General features: G+C 71.8%; 15 protein-coding genes and 1 pseudogene. 6 read left to right on the forward strand and 10 right to left on the reverse strand.

The window, feature by feature from the left end; translation table 11 throughout:
* Positions 1-5: 5 nt before the first annotated feature.
* Genes B079_RS0129460 through B079_RS0129470 form a run of 3 tightly spaced genes read right to left on the reverse strand, consistent with a single transcriptional unit; the run spans position 6 to position 3,557 of the window.
* On the reverse strand, positions 6-1,013 hold the full coding sequence (locus tag B079_RS0129460; protein ID WP_018549450.1) for an ABC transporter permease: 1,008 nt from the start codon (positions 1,011-1,013) through the stop codon (positions 6-8).
* Entirely contained in the window at positions 1,006-2,064 is a 1,059-nt protein-coding gene (locus B079_RS0129465) for an ABC transporter permease (RefSeq protein WP_018549451.1), read from the reverse strand. The genes B079_RS0129460 and B079_RS0129465 overlap by 8 nt, the downstream gene beginning before the upstream one ends.
* The gene (locus B079_RS0129470; protein ID WP_018549452.1) at positions 2,061-3,557 is read right to left on the reverse strand and encodes a sugar ABC transporter ATP-binding protein; all 1,497 of its coding nucleotides are present in this window, start codon (positions 3,555-3,557) and stop codon (positions 2,061-2,063) included. The genes B079_RS0129465 and B079_RS0129470 overlap by 4 nt, the downstream gene beginning before the upstream one ends.
* 201 nt (positions 3,558-3,758) lie before the next feature.
* Between B079_RS0129470 and B079_RS0129475 the strand changes: the two genes are divergently transcribed.
* The 4 genes from B079_RS0129475 to B079_RS0129490 all read left to right on the forward strand — a co-directional run bounded on the left by B079_RS0129475 (position 3,759) and on the right by B079_RS0129490 (position 11,812).
* On the forward strand, positions 3,759-7,010 hold the full coding sequence (locus tag B079_RS0129475) for an alpha-L-rhamnosidase (RefSeq protein ID WP_026249208.1): 3,252 nt from the start codon (positions 3,759-3,761) through the stop codon (positions 7,008-7,010).
* A gap of 34 nt (positions 7,011-7,044) precedes the next feature.
* On the forward strand, positions 7,045-8,244 hold the full coding sequence (rhaI, locus tag B079_RS0129480; RefSeq protein WP_018549454.1) for an L-rhamnose isomerase: 1,200 nt from the start codon (positions 7,045-7,047) through the stop codon (positions 8,242-8,244).
* A 65-nt stretch (positions 8,245-8,309) separates the two neighbouring features.
* Positions 8,310-10,346 (forward strand): bifunctional rhamnulose-1-phosphate aldolase/short-chain dehydrogenase, encoded by a 2,037-nt coding sequence (locus tag B079_RS0129485; protein ID WP_037802256.1) that lies wholly within the window; start codon positions 8,310-8,312, stop codon positions 10,344-10,346.
* Complete coding sequence (locus B079_RS0129490; RefSeq protein ID WP_018549456.1) at positions 10,343-11,812, forward strand: rhamnulokinase; 1,470 nt, start codon at positions 10,343-10,345, stop codon at positions 11,810-11,812. Before B079_RS0129485 ends, B079_RS0129490 begins: the two co-directional genes overlap by 4 nt.
* Before the next feature lie 12 nt (positions 11,813-11,824).
* Here B079_RS0129490 and B079_RS36175 read toward each other — a convergent pair.
* From B079_RS36175 to B079_RS0129500, 3 genes and pseudogenes are all read right to left on the reverse strand, one after another.
* Positions 11,825-12,018: pseudogene (locus B079_RS36175) on the reverse strand (hypothetical protein); the annotation flags it as partial.
* 96 nt (positions 12,019-12,114) lie between these two features.
* On the reverse strand, positions 12,115-13,449 hold the full coding sequence (gene lysA, locus B079_RS0129495; RefSeq protein WP_018549457.1) for a diaminopimelate decarboxylase: 1,335 nt from the start codon (positions 13,447-13,449) through the stop codon (positions 12,115-12,117).
* A gap of 13 nt (positions 13,450-13,462) precedes the next feature.
* Positions 13,463-13,810, reverse strand: a complete 348-nt coding sequence (locus tag B079_RS0129500; RefSeq protein ID WP_018549458.1) for an SAV_915 family protein — start codon at positions 13,808-13,810, stop codon at positions 13,463-13,465.
* A gap of 314 nt (positions 13,811-14,124) precedes the next feature.
* On the opposite strand from B079_RS0129500, the gene B079_RS0129505 reads away from it, so the two are divergent.
* Positions 14,125-14,643 carry a hypothetical protein gene (locus tag B079_RS0129505; protein WP_018549459.1) on the forward strand — a complete coding sequence of 173 codons (519 nt, stop codon included), beginning with the start codon at positions 14,125-14,127 and terminating at the stop codon, positions 14,641-14,643.
* A 91-nt stretch (positions 14,644-14,734) separates the two neighbouring features.
* Positions 14,735-15,577, forward strand: coding sequence for a DUF4097 family beta strand repeat-containing protein (locus B079_RS0129510; RefSeq protein ID WP_018549460.1), 843 nt, complete (start codon positions 14,735-14,737; stop codon positions 15,575-15,577).
* Here B079_RS0129510 and B079_RS0129515 read toward each other — a convergent pair.
* The 4 genes from B079_RS0129515 to kdpB all read right to left on the reverse strand — a co-directional run bounded on the left by B079_RS0129515 (position 15,558) and on the right by kdpB (position 21,667).
* Entirely contained in the window at positions 15,558-18,077 is a 2,520-nt protein-coding gene (locus B079_RS0129515) for a sensor histidine kinase (RefSeq protein ID WP_018549461.1), read from the reverse strand. The two genes, B079_RS0129510 and B079_RS0129515, sit on opposite strands and share 20 nt — an antisense overlap.
* A 1-nt stretch (position 18,078) precedes the next feature.
* Positions 18,079-18,762, reverse strand: a complete 684-nt coding sequence (locus B079_RS0129520; protein WP_018549462.1) for a response regulator — start codon at positions 18,760-18,762, stop codon at positions 18,079-18,081.
* A 131-nt stretch (positions 18,763-18,893) separates the two neighbouring features.
* Positions 18,894-19,562: a potassium-transporting ATPase subunit C gene (locus B079_RS0129525; protein WP_018549463.1), complete on the reverse strand. Its 669-nt coding sequence runs from the start codon at positions 19,560-19,562 to the stop codon at positions 18,894-18,896.
* Between the two features lie 5 nt (positions 19,563-19,567).
* Positions 19,568-21,667 (reverse strand): potassium-transporting ATPase subunit KdpB, encoded by a 2,100-nt coding sequence (gene kdpB / locus B079_RS0129530; protein ID WP_026249210.1) that lies wholly within the window; start codon positions 21,665-21,667, stop codon positions 19,568-19,570.
* Between the last annotated feature and the right edge of the window lie 18 nt (positions 21,668-21,685).

Below are 21,685 nucleotides of genomic sequence, written 5' to 3' on the forward strand. Positions count from 1 at the left end.
TCCCTTCAGGAGGCGTGCGTCGGGACGGTGGCCGCGGCGCCGCGCCCGGCCCGCGCGGCGGTGATCCGGCGGGCGAGGCGCGGGCCGAGCACGGAGACGACGAGCAGGACGCCGGTGACGACGATCTGGGACTGCGCGGAGACGTCGAGCAGGCTCATCACGTTCTGCAGGGTGCCGAGCAGGAAGACCCCGGCGAGGGCGCCCCCGAGCGTTCCCCGGCCGCCGTCGAAGGCGACACCGCCGAGCAACACGGCCGCGATGACGGAGAGTTCGAGCCCCGTGGCGTTGTCGTAGCGGGCGCTGGCGTAGTGCAGGGCCCAGAAGATGCCGGTGGCGGAGGCCATCAGGCCGGTGACGGTGAACAGGCACAGCTTCTGCCGCTTCACCCGAATCCCCGCGAACCGCGCCGCCTCTTCGTTGGCCCCGATGGCGAAGAGGGACCGGCCGAACGGGGTCGCATGCAGGGTGACGACGGCGAGCGCGAGCAGGACGAGGAAGGGCGGCAGGGCGTACGGGACGAAGGTGCCGTCGATGCGTCCCGCCGCGAAGTCGAGGTAGCGGGCGGGGAAGTCGGTGACCGCGTCGGAGCCGAGGACGATCTGCGCGATGCCCCGGTAGGCGGCCATGGTGCCGATGGTGACGGCGAGGGACGGCAGCCCGAGGCGGGTCACCAGGAGGCCGTTGACCAGCCCGCACACGACGCCGAGCAGCAGACAGAGCGGGATGATCGTCTCGATGGGCATTCCGGCGTTCCACAGGGCGCCCAGCACCGCCCCGGACAGTCCGGCGGTGGAGGCCACCGACAGGTCGATCTCGCCGGACACCACCAGCAGCGTCATGGGCAGCGCGATCAGCGCGACCGGCAGGGTGTTGCCGATCAGGAACGACAGGTTGAGCGCGTTGCCGAAGCCGTCCACGAAGGAGAAGGACAGCAGGAGCAGGACGAGCAGGAGGGCGCCGACCATGGTGTCCCAGCGGACAGCTCGCGACAGGGGCGTGGGCGTGTCACCCATGGTGGCCTTCCCTCCGGTTCGACAGGGACCGTTTCTTCAGCGCGCGGGCGACGCGCAGCGCCACGATCCGGTCGACGGCGATGGCGAGGACGAGCAGGACACCGTTGACGGCCAGCACCCACACGGAGCTGACGCCGAGGGCGGGGAGCACACTGCCCACGGTGGTGAGCAGCAGGGCCCCGAGCGCCGCGCCCCAGACGCTTCCCGCACCCCCGGTGAAGGCGACGCCGCCGACCACCACGGCGCTGACGACGGTGAGTTCGTAGCCGCTGCCGGTGGAGCTGTCGACGTTGCCGAACCGGGCGAGGTAGAGGGCGCCGGCGAGTCCGCTGAGGGCTCCGCAGGCGGTGTAGACGGCGAGGACGCGCCGTCGTACCGGGATGCCGGCCAGGCGTGCCGCCTCGGGGTTGGAGCCGAGGGCGTACAGCTCGCGTCCGCCGCCGTAATGGCGCAGGTAGAAGGCGGTGACGACCAGGACGGCGAGGGCGATCAGGACGAGCCAGGGGACGGCGCCGAGACCGCCGGAGCCGAAGTCGACGAAGCCGCCGGGCAGGTCGGAGGCGGTGATCTGGCGGGAGCCGACCCAGAGGGAGTCCAGGCCCCGCACGATGTAGAGGCTGCCGAGGGTGACGACGAGGGCGGGGACCTGGCCGAGGCTGACGAGGGCGCCGTTGAGCAGCCCGCAGCCGATGCCGAGGGCGACCGCGAGCAGGATCGCGACCGTGACCGAGCCGCCGCCCTGGAGGTGGTCACCGGCGGCGAAGGCGCACAGGCCGAGGACGGAGCCGACGGACAGGTCGACGTTGCGGGTGACGACGACGAGCGCCTGGCCGGTGGCGACGAGCACCAGGATCGTCGCGTTGAGCAGAAGGTCCTTGACGCCCTGGGTGGAGAGGAACGCGCTGTTGTCCGCCTGGGTGACCGCGATCATCACCAACAGGACGAGGAGGATGGCGAGTTCGCGCAGTCTCAGCACGCGGTCGACGAGCCGGGTGGCGCGGGAGCGCTGCGGTCCGACGGCCGGGGCCTGCGGGTGCTCGGTGACGGTCATGCCGCCCTCCCGGTGGCCGCCGCCAGCACGGACTCCTCGGTGGCGGACGCGCGCGGGATCTCGGCGGTGAGCCGTCCTTCGCGCATGACGACGACGCGGTCGGCCATGCCCAGGATCTCCGGCAGATCGGAGGAGATCATCAGGACGGCCACGCCGTCGGCGGCGAGCCCGGACAGCAGCCGGTGCACCTCGGCCCGGGTGCCGATGTCGATACCGCGCGTGGGCTCGTCCACGATGAGCACCCTGGGCCCGGTGGCGAGCCACTTGGCGAGGACGACCTTCTGCTGGTTGCCGCCGGACAGGGTGCTGACGGCGTCCGCGAGACGCGCGTGCTTGACCCGCAGCCGGACCGCCCAGTCGACGGCCCGGTCGCGTTCGGCGCGGCGGCTGCTCAGTCCGGCCCGCGTGGTCGCGCGCAGTCCGGTCAGACCGATGTTGCGCTCGATGGACAGGGCCATCACCAGGCCCTGCGCGCGCCGGTCCTCGGGGACGAGCCCGAGCCCGGCGGCCATGGCGGCGCTCGGGGCGCCCCCGGTCAGCGGCCTGCCGCACACCTCGACCGATCCGGCGTCCCACCGGTCGACGCCGAACACGGCCCGCGCGACCTCGCTGCGACCGGCGCCGACCAGCCCCGCGAGCCCCACGATCTCACCGCGCCGCACCTCGAAGGACACGTCGGTGAAGACACCCTCACGGGTCAACCGGCTGACCTTGAGCGCGACTTCACCGATCTCGGCGGTCTGCTTCGGATAGAGCTGGTCGAGATCCCGGCCCACCATGCGGCGCACCAGATCGTCCTCGGTCAGCCCTTCGACGGCCTCGCTCGCGATCAGCCTGCCGTCCCGCAGCGTGGTGACGTCCTGGCAGAGGGCGAAGATCTCCTCCAGGCGGTGGGAGATGAACAGGATCGCGGAGCCCTGTTCGCGCAGGGTGCGCACGACGCCGAAGAGGCGGGCGACCTCGCTGCCGGTGAGGGCGGCCGTCGGCTCGTCCATGATCAGCACGCGGGCGTCGAAGGAGAGCGCCTTGGCGATCTCGACCAGCTGCTGGTCGGCGATGGACAGACCGCGCGCGGGCCGCTCGGGGTCGAGGTCGACGGCGAGCCGGGTGAAGAGATCCCTCGCGGCCGTGTTCATGGCCTTGTGGTCGACGCGTCCGAGGGAGCGGCGGGGCTGGCGGCCCATGAAGATGTTCTCCGCGACCGACAGGTCCGGGAAGAGCGTCGGCTCCTGGTAGATGACGGCCACCCCGGCGTCGCGGGCGTCGGCCGGGCCGTGCAGGACGACCGGCTTCCCGTCGAGCAACAGGGCGCCGGTGTCGGGGCGGTGGACGCCCGCGAGCGTCTTGATGAGGGTGGACTTCCCGGCGCCGTTCTCGCCCGCCAGGGCATGGGCCCGGCCGGCGTACAGCTCCAGGGAGACGTCATGGAGCGCACGGACGGCGCCGAAGGACTTGCTCAGGCCCTGCGCGGCCAGGACGGGGGGCTCCGGCATGGTCACACCGATCGGTCGGGTGAAAGGTTTCAGTCAGTGCCCACGGAAGCTAGACCCGCCCCAACTACCGAGTCAATGGGCCGGAGTTGGATTTGTTTCCGACGGCGCGGGACCGGCCCGCACCCCTTGACGGGCCGCATCCGCACCCCTAGCTTCGCCTCCCGTGAAACGATTCACTGCCGAGTCGTTACGGAGCCGAACGTGATCAGCAGAAGACAGCTGTTGGGCACCACCGCCACCTCCGCGCTCGTGACCGCCGTGGGGACGGGAGCGGCTTCGGCCGCCGGGTCCTCCGAGACCACGGGGGCCGCTGGGGGCGCCGGGGCCGCCGGGCCCTCGGGGTCCGAGGTCGCCGCCGCCGTCGGGCACCGGCCACTGCGTGTCTCCCGTCCGACCGTGGAGTACGTGAGCAACCCCCTGGGACTCGACACCGCGCACCCCAGGCTCAGTTGGCCACTGGAACCGCAGGGCCGGGGCCAGGCACAGAGCGCCTATCAGGTCCGGGTGGCCACCTCCCCGGCCCGTCTGACCGCGCCGGACGTGTGGGACAGCGGCAAGGTCGTCTCCCGGGACTCGGTCCTGGTCCCGTACGCCGGACCGGAGTTGAGGTCGCGCACCCGCTATCACTGGCAGGTGCGCGTCTGGGACGCGGCGGACCGCGCCGGTGAGTGGAGCGAGCCCTCCTGGTGGGAGACGGGTCTGACGGCGCCCTCCGACTGGTCGGCGCGGTGGATCGCCGCTCCCGCACGCCTGGTCGGCGCACCGTCCCTGGAAGGCGCGTCCTGGATCTGGTTCCCCGAGGGCGATCCGGCCAGCAGCGCTCCTGCCGCGACGCGTTGGTTCCGTGGCCGCGTCGACGTGCCCGAGGGGGTGACCCGGGTCCGGCTGGTCATGTCGGCCGACGACGGCTTCACCGCCCACGCCGACGGCGTACAGCTCGCCCACGTCGAACCGGACGGCCCGGCGGACAACTGGCGGCGCCCGGTGGTGGTGGACGCGCAACTGGAGCCGGGCTCCGTGGTGTTCGCCGTCTCCGCGACCAACGCGACGACCGGGCCCGCGGGCCTCATCGGCCTGATCGAGCTGACCACCCCGGACGGCGTCCGCACCGTCGTGACCGACGCCTCCTGGAAGACCGTCGACAAGGAGCCTGCGGGCGACTGGCGTTCGGCCGACTACGACGACGGCTCCTGGGCCGCGGCCAAGGTGCTCGCGCCATGGGGCGGCGGCCCCTGGGGCAGGATCTCGGCCGCCTACTCCCCCGCCGCACAGCTGCGCCACGAGTTCCGCCTCCCGCCCGGGAAGAAGGTCGCGCGAGCCCGGCTGTACGCGTCGGCGCTCGGCCTCTACGAGGCTCACCTCAACGGCACCCGCGTGGGCGAGGACCGGCTCGCGCCGGGCTGGACCGACTACCGCGAGCGGGTCCAGTACCAGACGTACGACGTGACGAAGCAGCTCACCCGTGGCGCCAACGCGCTGGCGGTGACCCTCGCGGCGGGCTGGTACGCGGGCAGCATCGCCTGGTACGGCCCGCACCAGTACGGCGAACGCCCCGCGTTCATCGGCCAGTTGGAGGTGACGTACACCGACGGCTCGACGGAGCGGGTGCTGTCCGGCACCGACTGGCGCGCGGCGAACGGGCCCGTCGCGAACGCCGATCTGATGGCGGGCGAGGACTACGACGCCCGGCGCGAGACCCCGGGCTGGACCCGGCCCGGCCACGACGACTCCGCCTGGGCCACCGTGGAAGCGGTGGAGAAGGTGACGGCCGCGCTGGTCGCCCAGGTCGACGGCCCCGTACGCCTGGAACGCGACCTCCCCGCGAAGCGGGTGACCGAACCCCGGCCCGGCGTCCACGTCTTCGACCTCGGCCAGAACATGGTGGGCGCGGTCCGGCTGCGCGTCCGGGGCGAGGCGGGCACCACCGTACGGCTGCGGCACGCGGAGGTGCTGAACCCCGACGGCACGCTCTACACCGCGAATCTGCGCACGGCGCGGGCCACGGACACCTACGTCCTCAAGGGCGAGGGCACCGAGACCTTCGAACCGCGCTTCACCTTCCACGGGTTCCGCTACGTCGAGGTCACCGGCTACCCGGGCAGGCCGCCGCTGGACGCGGTCACCGGACGCGTGATCCATACGTCGGCCCCCTTCACGATGCCCTTCAGGACCGATGTCCCGATGCTCAACCAGCTGCACAGCAACATCACTTGGGGCCAGCGCGGCAACTTCCTCTCGATTCCCACCGACACCCCGGCCCGCGACGAACGGCTCGGCTGGACCGGTGACATCAACGTCTTCGCGCCGACGGCTACTTACACCATGGAGTCCGCGCGCTTCCTCACCAAGTGGCTGGACGACCTGCGGGACGGCCAGACGGCGGACGGTGCCTTCCCCAACGTGGCGCCGTACATGGACGTCGGTACGGGCACGGCGGGTTGGGGCGACGCCGGAGTGACCGTCCCCTGGGCGCTCCACCAGACGTACGGAGACGTACGGGTGCTGGAGCGGGCCTGGGCGTCGATGGTCCGCTGGCTCGACCACCTGAAGGCGCACAGCACCGGGTATCTGCGCCCGGCCGAGGGGTACGGCGACTGGCTGAACGTCGACGACGAGACCCCGAAGGACGTCATCGCCACCGCGTACTTCGCGCACAGCGCCGCGCTGGTGGCCGCCGCGGCCGAGGTCCTGGGCAAGGACCCGGCCCCGTACCGGACGCTCTTCGGGAACGTCCGCGACGCCTTCCGGGCCGCGTACGTCACCGGGGGCGGCCGGGTGAAGGGCGACACCCAGACGGCGTACGTCCTGGCCCTCTCCATGGATCTGCTCGCCGCGCCGGACCGCGCACCCGCCGCCGACCGCCTGGTGGAGCTGATCGAGGCACGGGACGGGCACCTCTCGACGGGCTTCCTCGGCACCCCGCGCCTGCTGCCGGTGCTCACCGAGACCGGCCACACGGACGTGGCCTACCGGCTCCTGACCCGGCGCACCTTCCCCAGCTGGGGCTACCAGATCGACCGGGGTGCCACCACCATGTGGGAGCGCTGGGACTCCATCAGGCCGGACGGCACCTTCCAGGACGCCGGGATGAACTCCTTCAACCACTACGCGTACGGCTCGGTCGGCGAGTGGATGTACGCCCACATCGCCGGGATCGCCCCCGCCGCACCCGGCTTCCGGAAGATCCTCGTACGCCCGCGCCCCGGCGGCGGCGTGACCGAGGCGCACGCCCGCTTCGACTCGGTGTACGGCCGCATCTCCACGGACTGGACGACGGACGCCCAGGGCTTCCGGCTCACCCTGACCGTGCCGCCCAGCACCACGGCCGAGGTGTGGATCCCCGACGGCCGGCGACCGGCGCACGTCACCGGCGACACCGCCCGCCTCCTGCGCCGCGAGGACGGCAGCACCGTCTTCACCGCACCCCCGGGTACCCACCACTTCGCCAACTGACCGACCGGGAACCACCCTTGAGAAGGGCTGCGCGATGACCTCCGGAACCAGCAAGGACGCCGCCGGTACCAGGACCCTGACGCGGGACGAGGTGAAGGCGGCGCTGACGGCCCAGGCCGTCGAGACACCGTCCTGGGCATACGCCAACTCCGGTACGCGCTTCAAGGTGTTCGCGCAGCCCGGCGTCCCCCGCACCCCCTTCGAGAAACTGGACGACGCCGCCCAGGTGCACGCGCACACGGGCGTGGCGCCGACCGTCGCCCTGCACATCCCGTGGGACCGCGTCGACGACTACGGGGCGCTGGCCGCCCACGCCGAGAAGCGCGGGCTGCGGATCGGGGCGGTCAACTCCAATGTGTTCCAGGACGACGACTACAAGCTGGGGTCGGTCACCAACCCCGATCCCGCGGTGCGCCGCAAGGCCGTCGCCCATCTCCTGGACTGCGTCGGCATCATGGAGGCGACCGGCTCCCGGGACCTGAAGCTCTGGTTCTCCGACGGCACCAACTACCCCGGCCAGGACGACCTCCGCACCCGCCAGGACCGGCTCGCCGAGGCGCTGCGCACGGTCTACGACCGCCTCGGCGACGGCCACCGGATGCTCCTGGAGTACAAGCTCTTCGAACCGGCCTTCTACGCCACCGACGTACCGGACTGGGGCACCGCCTACGTCCACTGTCTCCAACTCGGCCCGAAGGCCCAGGTGGTGGTGGACACCGGCCATCACGCGCCCGGCACCAACATCGAGTTCATCGTCGCCACGCTGCTGCGCGAGGGAAAGCTCGGCGGCTTCGACTTCAACTCCCGCTTCTACGCGGACGACGACCTGATGGCCGGGGCCGCCGACCCCTTCCAGCTGTTCCGCATCATGTACGAGGTGGTGCGCGGCGGCGGGTTCACGCCGGACGTGGCGTTCATGCTCGACCAGTGCCACAACATCGAGGCGAAGATCCCGGCGATCATCCGCTCGGTGATGAATGTGCAGGAGGCCACGGCGAAGGCGCTGCTGGTCGACGGGGAGGCCCTGGGCGAGGCCCAGCGCGCGGGGGACGTGCTGGCGGCCAACGGGGTCCTGATGGACGCGTTCAGCACGGACGTACGGCCGCTGCTCGCGGAGGTGCGGCAGGAGGCGGGGCTTGATCCGGACCCGCTCTCGGCCTACCGGCGGTCGGGGTGGCAGGAACGGATCGTGGCGGAGCGGGTGGGCGGGGAGCAGGCGGGGTGGGGGGCGTGAGCGACATGGGGGCAGAACACATGGCGGGGCACCACATAGCGGGGCACCACATGGGGGAATCGCACATGCCTGACCGGCATCCAGTGGTGGCCGACCTCCTGGACCGCGCCCACCGCCTCGGCGCCGACCCCCGCACCACCAACTACGCGGGCGGCAACGCCTCCGCGAAGGGCACCGCCCCCGACCCGGTGACCGGGGACGACATCGGCCTGCTGTGGGTCAAGGGCTCGGGCGGCGACCTCGGCACCCTCACGGCGGAGGGCCTGGCCGTGCTGCGTCTGGACCGGCTGCGGGCGCTCGTGGACGTCTACCCCGGGGAGGCCCGCGAGGACGAGATGGTCGCGGCCTTCGACTACTGCCTACACGGCAAGGGCGGTGCGGCGCCGTCCATCGACACCGCGATGCACGCTCTGGTGGACGCCCCCCATGTGGACCATCTGCATCCGGACTCCGGCATCGCGCTCGCCTGCGCGGCGGACGGGGAGAAGCTGACCGCCGAGTGCTTCGGCGACCAGGTGGTGTGGGTGCCGTGGCGGCGGCCCGGTTTCCAGCTGGGCCTGGACATCGCCCGGGTCAAGGAGGCCAACCCGCAGGCCGTCGGGGTGATCCTCGGCGGCCATGGGATCACCGCCTGGGGCGCCACCTCGGCGGAGTGCGAGCGCAACGCCCTGCACATCATCCGCACCGCCGAGAACTTCCTCACCGCACGCGGAAAGGCGGAGCCCTTCGGCCCGCTGCTCGCCGGGTACGCCCCGCTGGAGCCTGCCGCCCGCCGGGTCCGGGCCGCCGAGCTGGCCCCGGCGATCCGCGCGCTCGCCTCACAGGACCGCCCCCAGGTGGGACACTTCGACGACTCGCCCGAAGTGCTCGACTTCCTGTCCCGTACCGAGCACCCGAGGCTCGCCGCGCTCGGCACCTCCTGCCCCGACCACTTCCTCCGCACGAAAGTACGCCCCCTCGTCCTCGACCTCCCCCCGGGCACCCCGCTGGACGAGGTGAAGGCCCGGCTGCGGGAACTGCACACCGCCTACCGGGAGGAGTACGCCGCGTACTACGCCCGGCACGCGGGCCCCGGCTCCCCCGCGATGCGTGGCTCGGACCCGGCGGTCGTCCTCGTCCCGGGGATCGGCATGTTCTCGTACGGGAAAGACAAGCAGACGGCCCGGGTCGCGGGCGAATTCTACCGCAACGCGATCCGCGTGATGCGCGGGGCCGAGGCGGTGTCGTCGTACGCGCCGATCGAGGAGCGCGAGAAGTTCCGTATCGAGTACTGGGAGTTGGAGGAGGCCAAGCTGCGGCGGCTGCCCGCGCCCCGCCCGCTGGCCACCCGGATCGCACTGGTGACGGGCGCGGGCTCCGGCATCGGCCGCGCGATCGCACACCGGCTGGCCGCCGAGGGTGCCTGTGTGGTGGTGGCCGACATCAAGGGCGCGGCAGCCGTGGCCGAGGAACTGGGCGGTCCGGACAGGGCGGTTGCCGTCACGGTGGACGTGACGGACGAGGAGCGGATCGTCGATGCCTTCCGCCAAGCGGTGCTCGCGTTCGGCGGGGTGGACCTGGTCGTCAACAGCGCCGGGATCTCCGTCTCCAAGCCGCTGCTGGAGACGACGGCGCGCGACTGGGACCTCCAGCACGACATCATGGCCCGCGGTTCCTTCCTGGTCTCCCGCGAGGCGGCCCGGGTGATGACCGAGCAGCGACTCGGTGGCGACATCGTCTACATCACCTCCAAGAACGCGGTCTTCGCGGGCCCGAACAACATCGCCTACTCCGCCGCCAAGGCCGACCAGGCCCATCAAGTACGCCTCCTAGCCGCTGAGTTGGGAGAGCACGGCATCCGGGTCAACGGAATCAACCCCGACGGCGTGGTGCGCGGCTCCGGCATCTTCGCGGGCGGCTGGGGCGCGCGGCGCGCGGCGACGTACGGCATCGAGGAGGAGAAGCTGGGCGAGTTCTACGCCCAACGCACCCTGCTCAAGCGGGAGGTGCTGCCCGAGCACGTGGCCAACGCGGTGTTCGCGCTGACCGGCGGGGACCTCACCCATACGACGGGTGCGCACCTTCCGGTCGACGCGGGTGTGGCCGCCGCGTTCCTGCGGTGAGCGGCGCGGCCGGGACGCGCGCGTACGCCGCCGTCGACCTCGGCGCGTCCAGCGGGCGCGTCATGGTCGGCCGGGTCGGCCCCGGCACACTCCACCTGACCGAGGCACACCGCTTCCCGAACCGGCCGGTCCGGCTCCCCGACGGGCTGCACTGGGACATCCTCGCCCTGTACGCCGGGGTCCTGGACGGCCTACGGGCCGCCGGGCGCACGGCATCCCTGGCCTCGGTCGGCATCGACTCCTGGGCCGTCGACCACGGCCTCCTCGACGCCGACGGGGCGCTGCTCGGCAACCCGGTGCACTACCGGGACACCCGCACCGAGGGCGTGGCCGAACGGGTGTGGGCGCAGGTCCCGGCGACGGAGCTGTACGCGCGCACGGGAATCCAGTACGCCCCGTTCAATACCCTCTATCAGCTGGTCGCCGCCCGGGGCACGGCCCAACTCGGGGCCGCGCGCCAGGTGTTGCTGATCCCGGACCTGCTGGCGTACTGGCTGACGGGCACGCGCGGCACCGAACTCACCAACGCCTCCACCACTCAGCTGATCGACCCCAACACCCGTTCCTGGAATGGTGAGTTGGCCCGGCAGCTCGGCATCGACCCGACCCTCTTCGCACCCCTCCGCCACCCGGGCGACCCGGCCGGACACCTCCTGCCCACCGTCCTGACAGAGACCGGTCTGACCGGCCCGATCCCCGTCACCACGGTCGCCTCGCACGACACGGCATCCGCCGTAGCCGCCGTACCGGCCCGCACCGGGGAACGGTTCGCGTACATCTGCACCGGCACCTGGTCCCTCGCGGGCCTCGAACTCGACGCCCCCGTCCTCACCGAGGCGAGCCGTCGCGCCAACTTCACGAACGAACTCGGCTTGGACTCCACCGTCCGCTATCTCCGCAACATCATGGGCCTCTGGCTCCTCCAGGAGTGCCTGCGCGCGTGGAACGAGCCGGACCTGGCCCAACTCCTGTGTGAGGCGGCCGAGTCGGAGCCCCTGAGATCGGTGGTGGACGCGAGCGACCCCGCCTTCCTCACCCCCGGCGACATGCCCCACCGCATCGCCACGGCGTGCCGCACCACGGACCAGCCGCCCCCGAAGTCCCGGGCGGCCACCGTCCGTTGCGTCCTGGACTCCCTGGCCCTGGCCCACCGCCGCGCCCTCATGGACGTCCAGCGCCTCGCCGACCACCCCGTCGACGTGGTCCACCTGGTCGGCGGCGGCGCCCACAACCCCCTCCTCTGCCAACTGACCGCCGACGCCTGCGGCCTCCCCCTCATCGCCGGCCCCACCGAGGCCGCCGCCCTCGGCAACACCCTCGTCCAGGCCCGCACTTACGGCGACACCGGCGCCTCCCTGACCGAGATGCGCGCCCTCGTGGCCGACACCCAGCCCCTGAAACGCTACGAGCCCCGGGGCGCAACGGAGGCGTGGCGGAGGGCGGAACGACGACTCGCCGGGGCATGATCGTCAGCGCCCTCACGCCCGAGGCTTCCCCAGCAGCACCACGTGGCCCGACTCGACATCGAACCCCAGCACCGGCCGACTCCGCTCCCCGCCCCCTCGGACACCATCACCACCGGCTTGCCCAGCCGACGCCCGATGTCACGAAGAAACCCGCACAGCACATCCAGCCGCGCCGGCGCCTGCAGCTCCCGCAGATCCACGGAGTATCACTGCGCCAGCCACTCGCACCGCTCAGACCGAGGACCGCCTGCCCATCCTCCACCGCACGGTCATCATGGCCCCGGAGTCAGGAAGCGGGTTTCCTACAGGCCCACGTCCCGGTTGCGGATGTCCTCCAGGGATTCGCGGCGGATCAGGACGCGGGCGATGCCGTCGCGGACGGCGATCACCGGAGGGCGGCCGACCAGGTTGTAGCCGGAGGCCATGGAAAGGTGGTAGGCGCCGGCGACCGGGACGGCGAGCAGGTCGCCGGGGTGCAGGTCGGCGGGGAGTTCGATGTCGGCGGCCAGGATGTCGCCGGCCTCGCAGTGGCGGCCCACCACGGTCACCGGGGCGAGGGCGGCGGTGCTGTGGCGGCCGATCAGCCGTGGGGCGTACCGGACGCCGTACAGGGCCGGGCGCGGGTTGTCGCCCATGCCGCCGTCCACGGCCACGAACACGTGGTGGCCTGTGCGCTTCACGGACAGGACGCGGTACAGGGCGATGCCCGCGGGGCCCACGACGGCCCGTCCCGGCTCGATGATCAGGCGGGGGACGGGAAGCCGGGCCGCCGCGCAGGCTTCGGCCAGTTCCGTGCGGACCGCGCGGGCCAGCGCCGTCAGGTCGAGGGCTTCCTCGCCGGGCCGGTAGGCGATGCCGTGGCCGCCGCCGAGGTCGAGTTCGGGCAGGACCAGTCCGTGCTGCTCATGGAGGCGGCTCAGCAGCCCGGCCATGCGGCGTACGGCGGCCAGATACGGCTTGACGCTGGTGATCTGGGAGCCCAAGTGGCAGTGCAGGCCGGTGAGTTCGAGCTGCGGCTGGTCGAGGATGCGGGCGATGGCGTGCTGCGCGTAGCCGTCGGCGATGGACAGGCCGAACTGCTGGTCGTCCGTGCCGGTACGGATCTTCGCGTGGCCGCCCGCGCTGATGCCGGGGACGACCCGCACCATGACCTTCTGATGGCCGTCGGGCCCGACGGCCGCAGCGAGCCGGGCTATCTCCGAGGGGCTGTCGATGACGATGCGGCCGACCCCCAGACGCAGGGCCGTGTCCAGGTCGCGGGGGGACTTGGCGTTGCCGTGCAGCACGATGCGCTCGGGCGGAAAGCCGGTGGTGACGGCGAGCTGGAGCTCACCGGCGGAGCAGACGTCGAGGCCGAGACCCTCGTCGGCCATCCAGTGAACCAGGGCGCGGCAGAGGAACGCCTTGGCCGCGTAGAGAACTTCGGCGTTCGGGAATGCCTCCCGGTAGGTGCGGCAGCGGCTTCGGACCTCGGCTTCGTCAAGGACGTAGACGGGGGTGCCGAAGCGGTCGGCGATCTCGGCAAGCGGGACGCCGCCCACGGCGAGGTCGCCGGGCCGGGGCTCGGTGGCCGAGGCGGGCCACACCGACAGGTCGGCGGCCGAGGCGGGGACGGTGGGCTCATGGACCGTGGTCATCGTGCTGCCCCTCTCAGGCGGCCCGCAGGGCGGGGATGTCGTGGGCGGCCGGCGCGGCAGGTGCGACCGGCCCGGGAGCCGGGGCGGTGAACTGCGGGTCCACCGTGACGGTGGTGATGCCGAGCGGGGCGGTCAGCGCACGCAGGGCGGGTTCGGCGAGACGGATCCATGCCTGGCCGGGGCCGAGGACGGAGGTCAGCCCGCGCTCGGAGGTGAAGCCGACGGCCGTACGGTCGCCGAGCGGTGTGCGGAAGAGCCGGGCCGCACACCCGGAGGGGCCCGGCCGGACCGGGACGTACAGGGGTCCGGCCGGGTGGCGATCGGAGGGCTCGGGGTCGTCCTCGTAGAGGAGTGCGGACATGGGTGCCTCCTGGAAGGCGATCGGTGTGTGGCGCCCCGGGCGCGGGGAGGCGGACCGGGGCTCGCTTCGACGTTATGCCCGGCACCCCCGGCTTCCGGGGGTGCCCTGACGGAATGCTGACGGTGGCCCGTGGGACCTTGACGGCATACTGATGCGCCACGCGTGGGACTCCGTGGCACCGCTTGGCGCCATCTTGGCTCAAGCGCATGCATCGCCGCGTTTCCGCAGCTCAGGGGCTACGACGTCCGGATCGCCACACCCAAGGGCACCCTAAAGGCTTGCGTATGGCGCCACTATGGCACCATGATGACGCCATGGACCTCACTCCGTATGTCGAGACCCTTCGCCGTGAACTCGCGGTGGCCGCCGAGGCCGGCGGGGAAGATGCCCGTGAGCTGGCCGAGCGGCTGACCGCTCCGCTGGAGTCGGCGACCCGGCTGACCCTGCTCAACGTGCTCTCCGCCGCGATGGACGAGATCACCCGCGAACTCGCCCCCGGCTCGGTCGACGTACGGCTGCGCGGGCTCGACCCCGACTTCGTGGTGACGCTCCCGGCGACCGGCGGCGGCTATGCGGAAGCGGGCGACGTGCCCGTCGGACAGCTCAGCGCACCGGCACCCGCCGAGGGCGACGAGGGCGGCACCGCGCGGGTCAACCTGCGCCTGCCCGCCCGTCTCAAGGCGCGGGCCGAGGACGCCGCGAGCCGCGAGGGGCTGTCGGTCAACGCGTGGCTGGTACGGGCCGTGTCGGCCGCGGTCGACGGCGGTGCGCAGCCGCGCACCCCGCAGCGGACCCGCACCGTCGGACAGAGCTTCACGGGCTGGGTGCGCTAGCCGCGCCCACCCTCGCACCAGACGTCGCACCTCACCCACACCACGTCCCACCTGCGGGGACGGCTCAAGGACTCACAAGGACGGGACAGCCATGCCTTCTTTCGACACACCCGAACCGATTTCGGTCACCGCCCACGTGGGCGCCGGTTCCATCCGCTTCACCGCGGGCGACCGGCTCGACACCGTCGTCCAGGCACTGCCCCGCGACCCCGAGAGGGACAAGGACGTGCGGGCCGCCGAGCAGACCGAGGTCTCCTGCGCGAGCGGCGTGCTGACCGTCCGGACGAAGGAGCGGCGCATGCTCGGGCCCAGCGGAATCGTCGACGTGACGGTCGAACTGCCCGCGGGATCGCGCATCGACATGACCGGCCCCTGGGTCCAGGTGCTCGGCGAGGGGCGGCTCGGCGAGGTCCGGGTGAAGACCTCGGTCGGCGACGTCCGGCTGGAGACGACCGGCCCGCTGAACCTGGCCCTGTCGCACGGTTCGGTCGTCGTGGACCGGGTCGAGGGTGCGGCCGAGATCACCACCAGCTCCGGCACCGTGCGCGTCGGCGTCGTCGACGGCCCCGCCGTCCTGAAGAACTCGAACGGCGCCACGACCGTCGGCACCGTGACCGGCGAGCTGCGGGTGAGGGGGACCAACGGCGGCATCGACATCACCCGCGCCGGGGCGTCGGTCACCGGCACCGCGACCAACGGCTCCCTCCGCGTCGCCGAAGTCGCCAGCGGCGAGGTCCAGTTGGAGACCTCCAACGGTCCCATCGAGATCGGCATCCGCGAGGGCACCGCCGCCTGGCTCGACGTCAGCTCCCAGCGCGGGCAGGTGCGCAACGCGCTCGCCGAGGCCGAGGCGCCGGAGAAGACCGAGGAGACCGTCACGGTCCGGGCGCGGACCAACTGGGGCAACATCGACATCAGCCGCTCCCGGCTCTGAGCACCGGGGCCGTCGGTACCGCCAGCACCATGGTGAGGCCGCCGCCGGGGGTGTCCTCGGTGTCGAGGGTGCCGCCGACGGCCTCGGCGAAGCCGCGGGCGACCGCGAGGCCGAGGCCGACCCCGGCACCGCGGGGTGAGTCGCCGTACCGCTGGAAGGGTTCGAAGATACGCTCCTTGGCCTCGTCCGGTACACCGGGTCCGCGGTCGACGACCCGTATCTCGACCCGGTCGGGAAGGGCGCTCGCGGAGACCAGGACCTTCTCGTCCGGCGGGCTGTACTTGACGGCGTTCTCGACGACGTTGGCCACGGCCCGCTCCAGCAGCCCCCGGTCGACGTACACCATGGGCAGGGTCTCGGGGACGTCCAGCTCCACGCTGTCCTCGGGGACTCCGCCGAGTGCCATGGGCACGACCTCGTCGAGGTCGGTCTCCCGGATGAGAGGGGTGACGGTGCCGGTCTGGAGGCGGGACATGTCCAGGAGGTTGCCGACGAGGTGGTCGAGCCGGTCGGCGCCCTCCTCGATGGCCTCGAGCAGCTCGGCCTGGTCCTGCTCGGACCACTCGACGTCGGCCGAACGCAGCGAGGACACCGCCGCCTTGATCCCGGCGAGCGGGGTGCGCAGGTCGTGGCTGACAGCGGCGAGCAGGGCGGTGCGGATGCGGTTGCCCTCGGCGAGCGTGCGGGCCCGGTCGGCCTCGGCCTGGAGGCGGCGCCGGTCCAGGACGACGGCGGCCTGCGCGGCGAAGGCGGCGAGCACCCGGCGGTCGGCGGCGGGCAGCACCCGGCCGCGCAGGGACAGGGCCAGGTGGTCCCCGGCCGGTACGTCCACGTCCGCGCGCTCCGGCGTCTCGGCCGGCCGGGGCCCCACGCTGCCGACGCAGGTCCACGGACCCGTCTCGCCGGTCCGCTCCAGCAGGGCGGCGGACTCCATGCCGAAGGTCTCCCGGACCCGTTCGAGAAGTTCCTCCAGGCCGGTCTCGCCGCGCAGGATGTTCCCGGCGAGGAAGGACAGGATCTCCGACTCGGCACGCAGCCGGGCCGCCTGATGGGTGCGCCGGGCCGCGAGGTCCACCACCGAGGCCACGGACAGGGCGACCCCGACGAAGATCGCGATGGCGACGATGTTCTCCGGGTCGGCGACGGTGAAGGTGTGGACGGGCGGGGTGAAGAACCAGTTGAGCAGCAACGAGCCGACCACCGCGGAGGCCAGCGCGGGGAGGAGACCGCCCACGAGGGCCGCCGCCACGGTCAGGCTGAGGTAGAGCAGCATGTCGTTGGCGAGGCCGACGGCCGGAGCGGCGCCGGCGAGCAGCCAGGTCAGCAGGACCGGGCCCAGCACACCGACGAGCCAGCCCCAGACGACCCGGGCACGTCCCAGGCGTGCACCCCTGGCCACCGGCAGTCCACGGCCCTTGCCGACCTCGTCGTGGGTGATGAGGTGGACGTCCAGGTCGGGGCCCGACTCACGGGCGACCGTGGCACCGACCCCCGGCCCGAAGACGTACTGCCAGCCCCGGCGCCGGGAGACGCCGAGCACGATCTGGGTGGCGTTGACGCCGCGTGCGAAGTCCAGCAGGGCGGCGGGTATGTCGTCGCCGACCACATGGTGGAACGTGCCGCCCAGATCCTCCACCAAGGTGCGCTGGAGAGCGAGTTCCTTCGGGGAAGCGGCGGTGAGACCGTCACTGCGGGCTATGTAGACCGCCAGCACCTCACCGCCCGCACCCTTCTCCGCCAGCCGGGCAGCCCGCCGGATCAGCGTGCGGCCCTCCGGACCACCGGTCAGACCGACCACGATGCGCTCACGCGAACCCCAGATCCGGGAGACCTCATGCGCACTGCGGTACTCGTTCAGATACTCGTCGACCCGATCGGCCACCCACAGCAGCGCCAGCTCCCGCAGCGCGGTGAGATTGCCGGGGCGGAAGTAGTTGGAGAGGGCCGCATCTACCTTGTCCGGCTGATAGACGTTCCCGTGCGCCATACGGCGGCGCAGCGCCTGCGGCGACATGTCGACCAGCTCGATCTGATCGGCCCGCCGCACCACCTCGTCCGGCACCGTCTCACGCTGACGCACCCCCGTGATCGACTCCACCACNTCACCCAGCGACTCCAGATGCTGGATGTTCACCGTGGAAACCACATCGATCCCGGCCGCCAGCAGCTCCTCCACGTCCTGCCACCGCTTGGCATTCCGCGAGCCGGGCACATTGGTGTGGGCCAGTTCGTCCACGAGGGCGACGGCAGGAGCCCGGCGCAGCACGGCGTCGACATCCATCTCGGTGAAGAGAGCGCCCCGGTACTCCAGTTCGTTGCGCGGCACCTGTTCCAGGCCGTGCAGCATCACCTCGGTGCGCGGCCGGTGGTGGTGCTCCACGAAGGCGACCACGCAGTCGGTGCCCCGCTCGATGCGGCGGTGCGCCTCCGACAGCATCGCGTACGTCTTGCCGACGCCGGGTGCGGCGCCGAGGTAGATCCGAAGCCTGCCGCGTCCCATGTCATCCTTCGAAGCGGTAGCCCATGCCGGGCTCGGTGATCAGATAGCGGGGGTGCGAGGGGTCCGTCTCCAGTTTGCGGCGCAACTGGGCCATGTAGACGCGCAAGTAGTTGGTCTTGTCGCTCCGCGAGACCCCCCAGACCTCCTGGAGGAGGTGCTTCTGTGTGATCAGCCGGCCCGGGCTGGTCACCAGGATCTCCAGCAGGTGCCACTCGGTCGGCGTCAGCCGCACGTCCCGCCCGTCCCGGACGACCCTCTTGGCGAGCAGATCGATGCTGAAGACGTCTGTCTCGACCCGGGCGGCCTCCGGCACCAGCGGCAGGTCCTCGGTACGGCGGACCGCCGCCCGCAGCCGGGCCAGCAGTTCGTCCATGCTGAACGGCTTGGTGATGTAGTCGTCGGCGCCCGCGTCCAGCGCGGCCACTTTCTCCTCGGACGCCTGCCGGGCGGACAGGACCAGGACCGGTACGCGGGTCCAGCCACGCAGCGCCCTGATCACGTCGACGCCGTCCATGTCGGGCAGTCCGAGGTCGAGCAGTACGACGTCCGGTCGGCATGCGGCGGCGAGCCGCAGGGCGGTGACACCGTCCGGGGCGGCGTCCACGCCGTATCGACGTGCCTGGAGGTTGATGACGAGGGCTCGTACGAGCTGGGGGTCGTCCTCCACCACGAGCACCCGGGTCATGAGTGTGTGCCCTTTCTGTCGTACGCCGGGCCGGCTGGGCCGAGCAGGGGACAACCGGTTTCACGATCAAGGGAGTTGACGGCTCGGGAGGTCACCCGGCCGCCAACTCCCGCTCGTGTGGCGTAGGCCCGTCAGTGCTTGGCCACAAGCTCCTTGAGCGCGATGTTGAGTTCGAGGACGTTCACGCGGGGCTCTCCGATGAAGCCGAGGGTGCGGCCCTCGGTGTGGTCCTCGACCAGCCTCGCCACCTGGGTGACGGAGACGTCGTTCTGCGCCGCGACCCGGTGGACCTGGAGTTCGGCGTAGGCCGGGGAGATCGCCGGGTCCAGGCCGGAGCCGGAGGAGGTGACGGCGTCGGCGGGCACCTGGGAGGGCCTGACGGTGTAGCCGGGCACCGAGTTGTCCTTGACGACCGCGGCCTTGGCGTCCTTCACCTGCTGGACGAGGTCCTTGTTGTCGGCGGCGAGGTTGGTCGCGCCCGAAAGGATCAGCTTGTACTGGGTGTTGACGCTGTTGCTGCCGAGCCCGTCGGCCGGACGGCCCTGGAACCACCGCAGGTCCGGGTCCGCGGTTTCCTGGCCCTTCTTCAGCGGGAGGTCGTAGGACTGCCCGATCAGGGACGAGCCGACGACCTTGCCGTCCGCCTTGATCTCGGAGCCGTTCGCGTTGCCGTGGAAGGCGGCCTGGGCGATGCCGGTGACGACCAGCGGGTAGACGATGCCCGTCACCACGGTCAGCACGAGCAGCGCCCGCAGGCCCGCCCACAGCAACCGGGCGGTGTTGGTTACGGAGTTGTTCATGGCGATCAGCCGATTCCGGGGATGAGGGAGAGGAGCAGGTCGATGATCTTGATGCCGATGAAGGGCGCGATCAGGCCGCCGACGCCGTAGATCCCGAGGTTGCGGCGGAGCATCCGGTCCGCGCTCATCGGCCGGTAGCGCACGCCCTTCAGGGACAGCGGCACCAGCGCGATGATGATCAGCGCGTTGAAGATGACGGCCGACAGGATCGCGGAGTCGGGCGAGGCCAGGTGCATGATGTTCAGCCTGTCCAGGCCGGGATAGACCGCCGCGAACAGCGCGGGGATGATCGCGAAGTACTTCGCGACGTCGTTGGCGATGGAGAACGTCGTCAACGCGCCCCGGGTGATGAGGAGTTGCTTGCCGATCTCGACGATCTCGATGAGCTTGGTCGGGTTGGAGTCGAGGTCGACCATGTTGCCGGCCTCCTTGGCGGCCGACGTACCGGTGTTCATCGCCACGCCGACGTCCGCCTGGGCCAGCGCGGGCGCGTCGTTGGTGCCGTCGCCGGTCATCGCGACGAGCTTGCCGCCCGCCTGCTCCCGCTTGATGAGGGCCATCTTGTCCTCGGGGGTGGCCTCGGCGAGGAAGTCGTCGACGCCCGCCTCCTCGGCGATCGCCTTGGCGGTCAGCGGGTTGTCACCCGTGATCATGACGGTCTTGATGCCCATCCGGCGCAGTTCCGCGAACCGCTCCCGCATGCCGTCCTTGACCACGTCCTTGAGGTGGATGACGCCCAGGACGCGGGCGCCTCTGTCGTCGTGGACGGCGACGAGCAGCGGGGTGCCGCCCGCCTGCGAGATGGCGGTCACGAGGGTGTCCGCGTCCTCGGTGACCGTGCCGCCCTGCTCCCGTACCCAGGCGATGACCGAACCGGCGGCGCCCTTGCGGACCTTCCTGCCGTCGACGTCGACACCCGACATCCGGGTCTGCGCGGTGAACGCGATCCACTCGGCGCCCGCCAGCTCGCCCTGGTGCCGCTCACGCAGCCCGTACGTCTCCTTCGCCAGGACGACGACGGATCGGCCCTCGGGCGTCTCGTCGGCCAGCGACGACAGCTGGGCGGCGTCCGCCACCTCGGCCTCCGTCGTACCGGACACCGGCACGAACTCGGACGCCCGGCGGTTGCCGAGGGTGATGGTGCCGGTCTTGTCGAGCAGCAGGGTGGAGACGTCACCGGCGGCCTCGACCGCGCGGCCCGACATGGCCAGCACATTGCGCTGCACCAGGCGGTCCATGCCCGCGATGCCGATCGCGGAGAGCAGCGCGCCGATCGTGGTCGGGATGAGGCAGACCAGGAGGGCGACCAGCACGATCATCGTCAGATGGGTGCCCGCGTAACCGGCGAAGGGCGGCAGGGTGGCGCAGGCCAGCAGGAAGACGATGGTCAGCGAGGCGAGCAGGATGTTCAGCGCGATCTCGTTGGGCGTCTTCTGCCGGGCCGCGCCCTCGACCAGGCTGATCATCCGGTCGATGAAGGTCTCGCCCGGCTTCGTCGTGATCTTGATGACGATCCGGTCGGACAGCACCTTCGTCCCGCCCGTGACGGCGCAGCGGTCGCCGCCCGACTCCCGGATGACCGGGGCCGACTCGCCCGTGATCGCGGACTCGTCGACCGAGGCGACGCCCTCGATGACGTCACCGTCGCCGGGGATGATGTCGCCCGCCTCGCAGACCACCAGGTCACCGATCCGCAGCCCGGTGCCGGGCACCCGCTCCTCGGTGGCACCGGTCAGCCGCCGGGCGACCGTGTCGGTCTTGGCCTTGCGCAGGGTGTCGGCCTGGGCCTTGCCGCGGCCCTCGGCGACCGCCTCCGCCAGGTTGGCGAAGAGCACGGTCAGCCACAGCCAGGCGCTGATGGTCCAGCCGAACCAGTCGCCCGGGTCCTTGAAGGAGAAGACGGTGGTCAGGACCGAGCCGATCCACACCACGAACATCACGGGCGACTTGACCATCACCCGCGGGTCCAGCTTGCGGCAGGCGTCCGGCAGGGACCTGATCAGCGCCTTGGGGTCGAAGAGGCCCGCGCCGACCCGGCCTTCGGCGGGCTTGTGCCCGGTGGGGACGTCGCTGTGCGGCGCCCGGGTGGGAGTGGCTGTGGACATCGTGTCCTCTTGCTTGTC

Origin of the sequence: Streptomyces sp. LaPpAH-108 (assembly GCF_000373625.1) — a bacterium.
Taxonomy (GTDB): domain Bacteria; phylum Actinomycetota; class Actinomycetes; order Streptomycetales; family Streptomycetaceae; genus Streptomyces.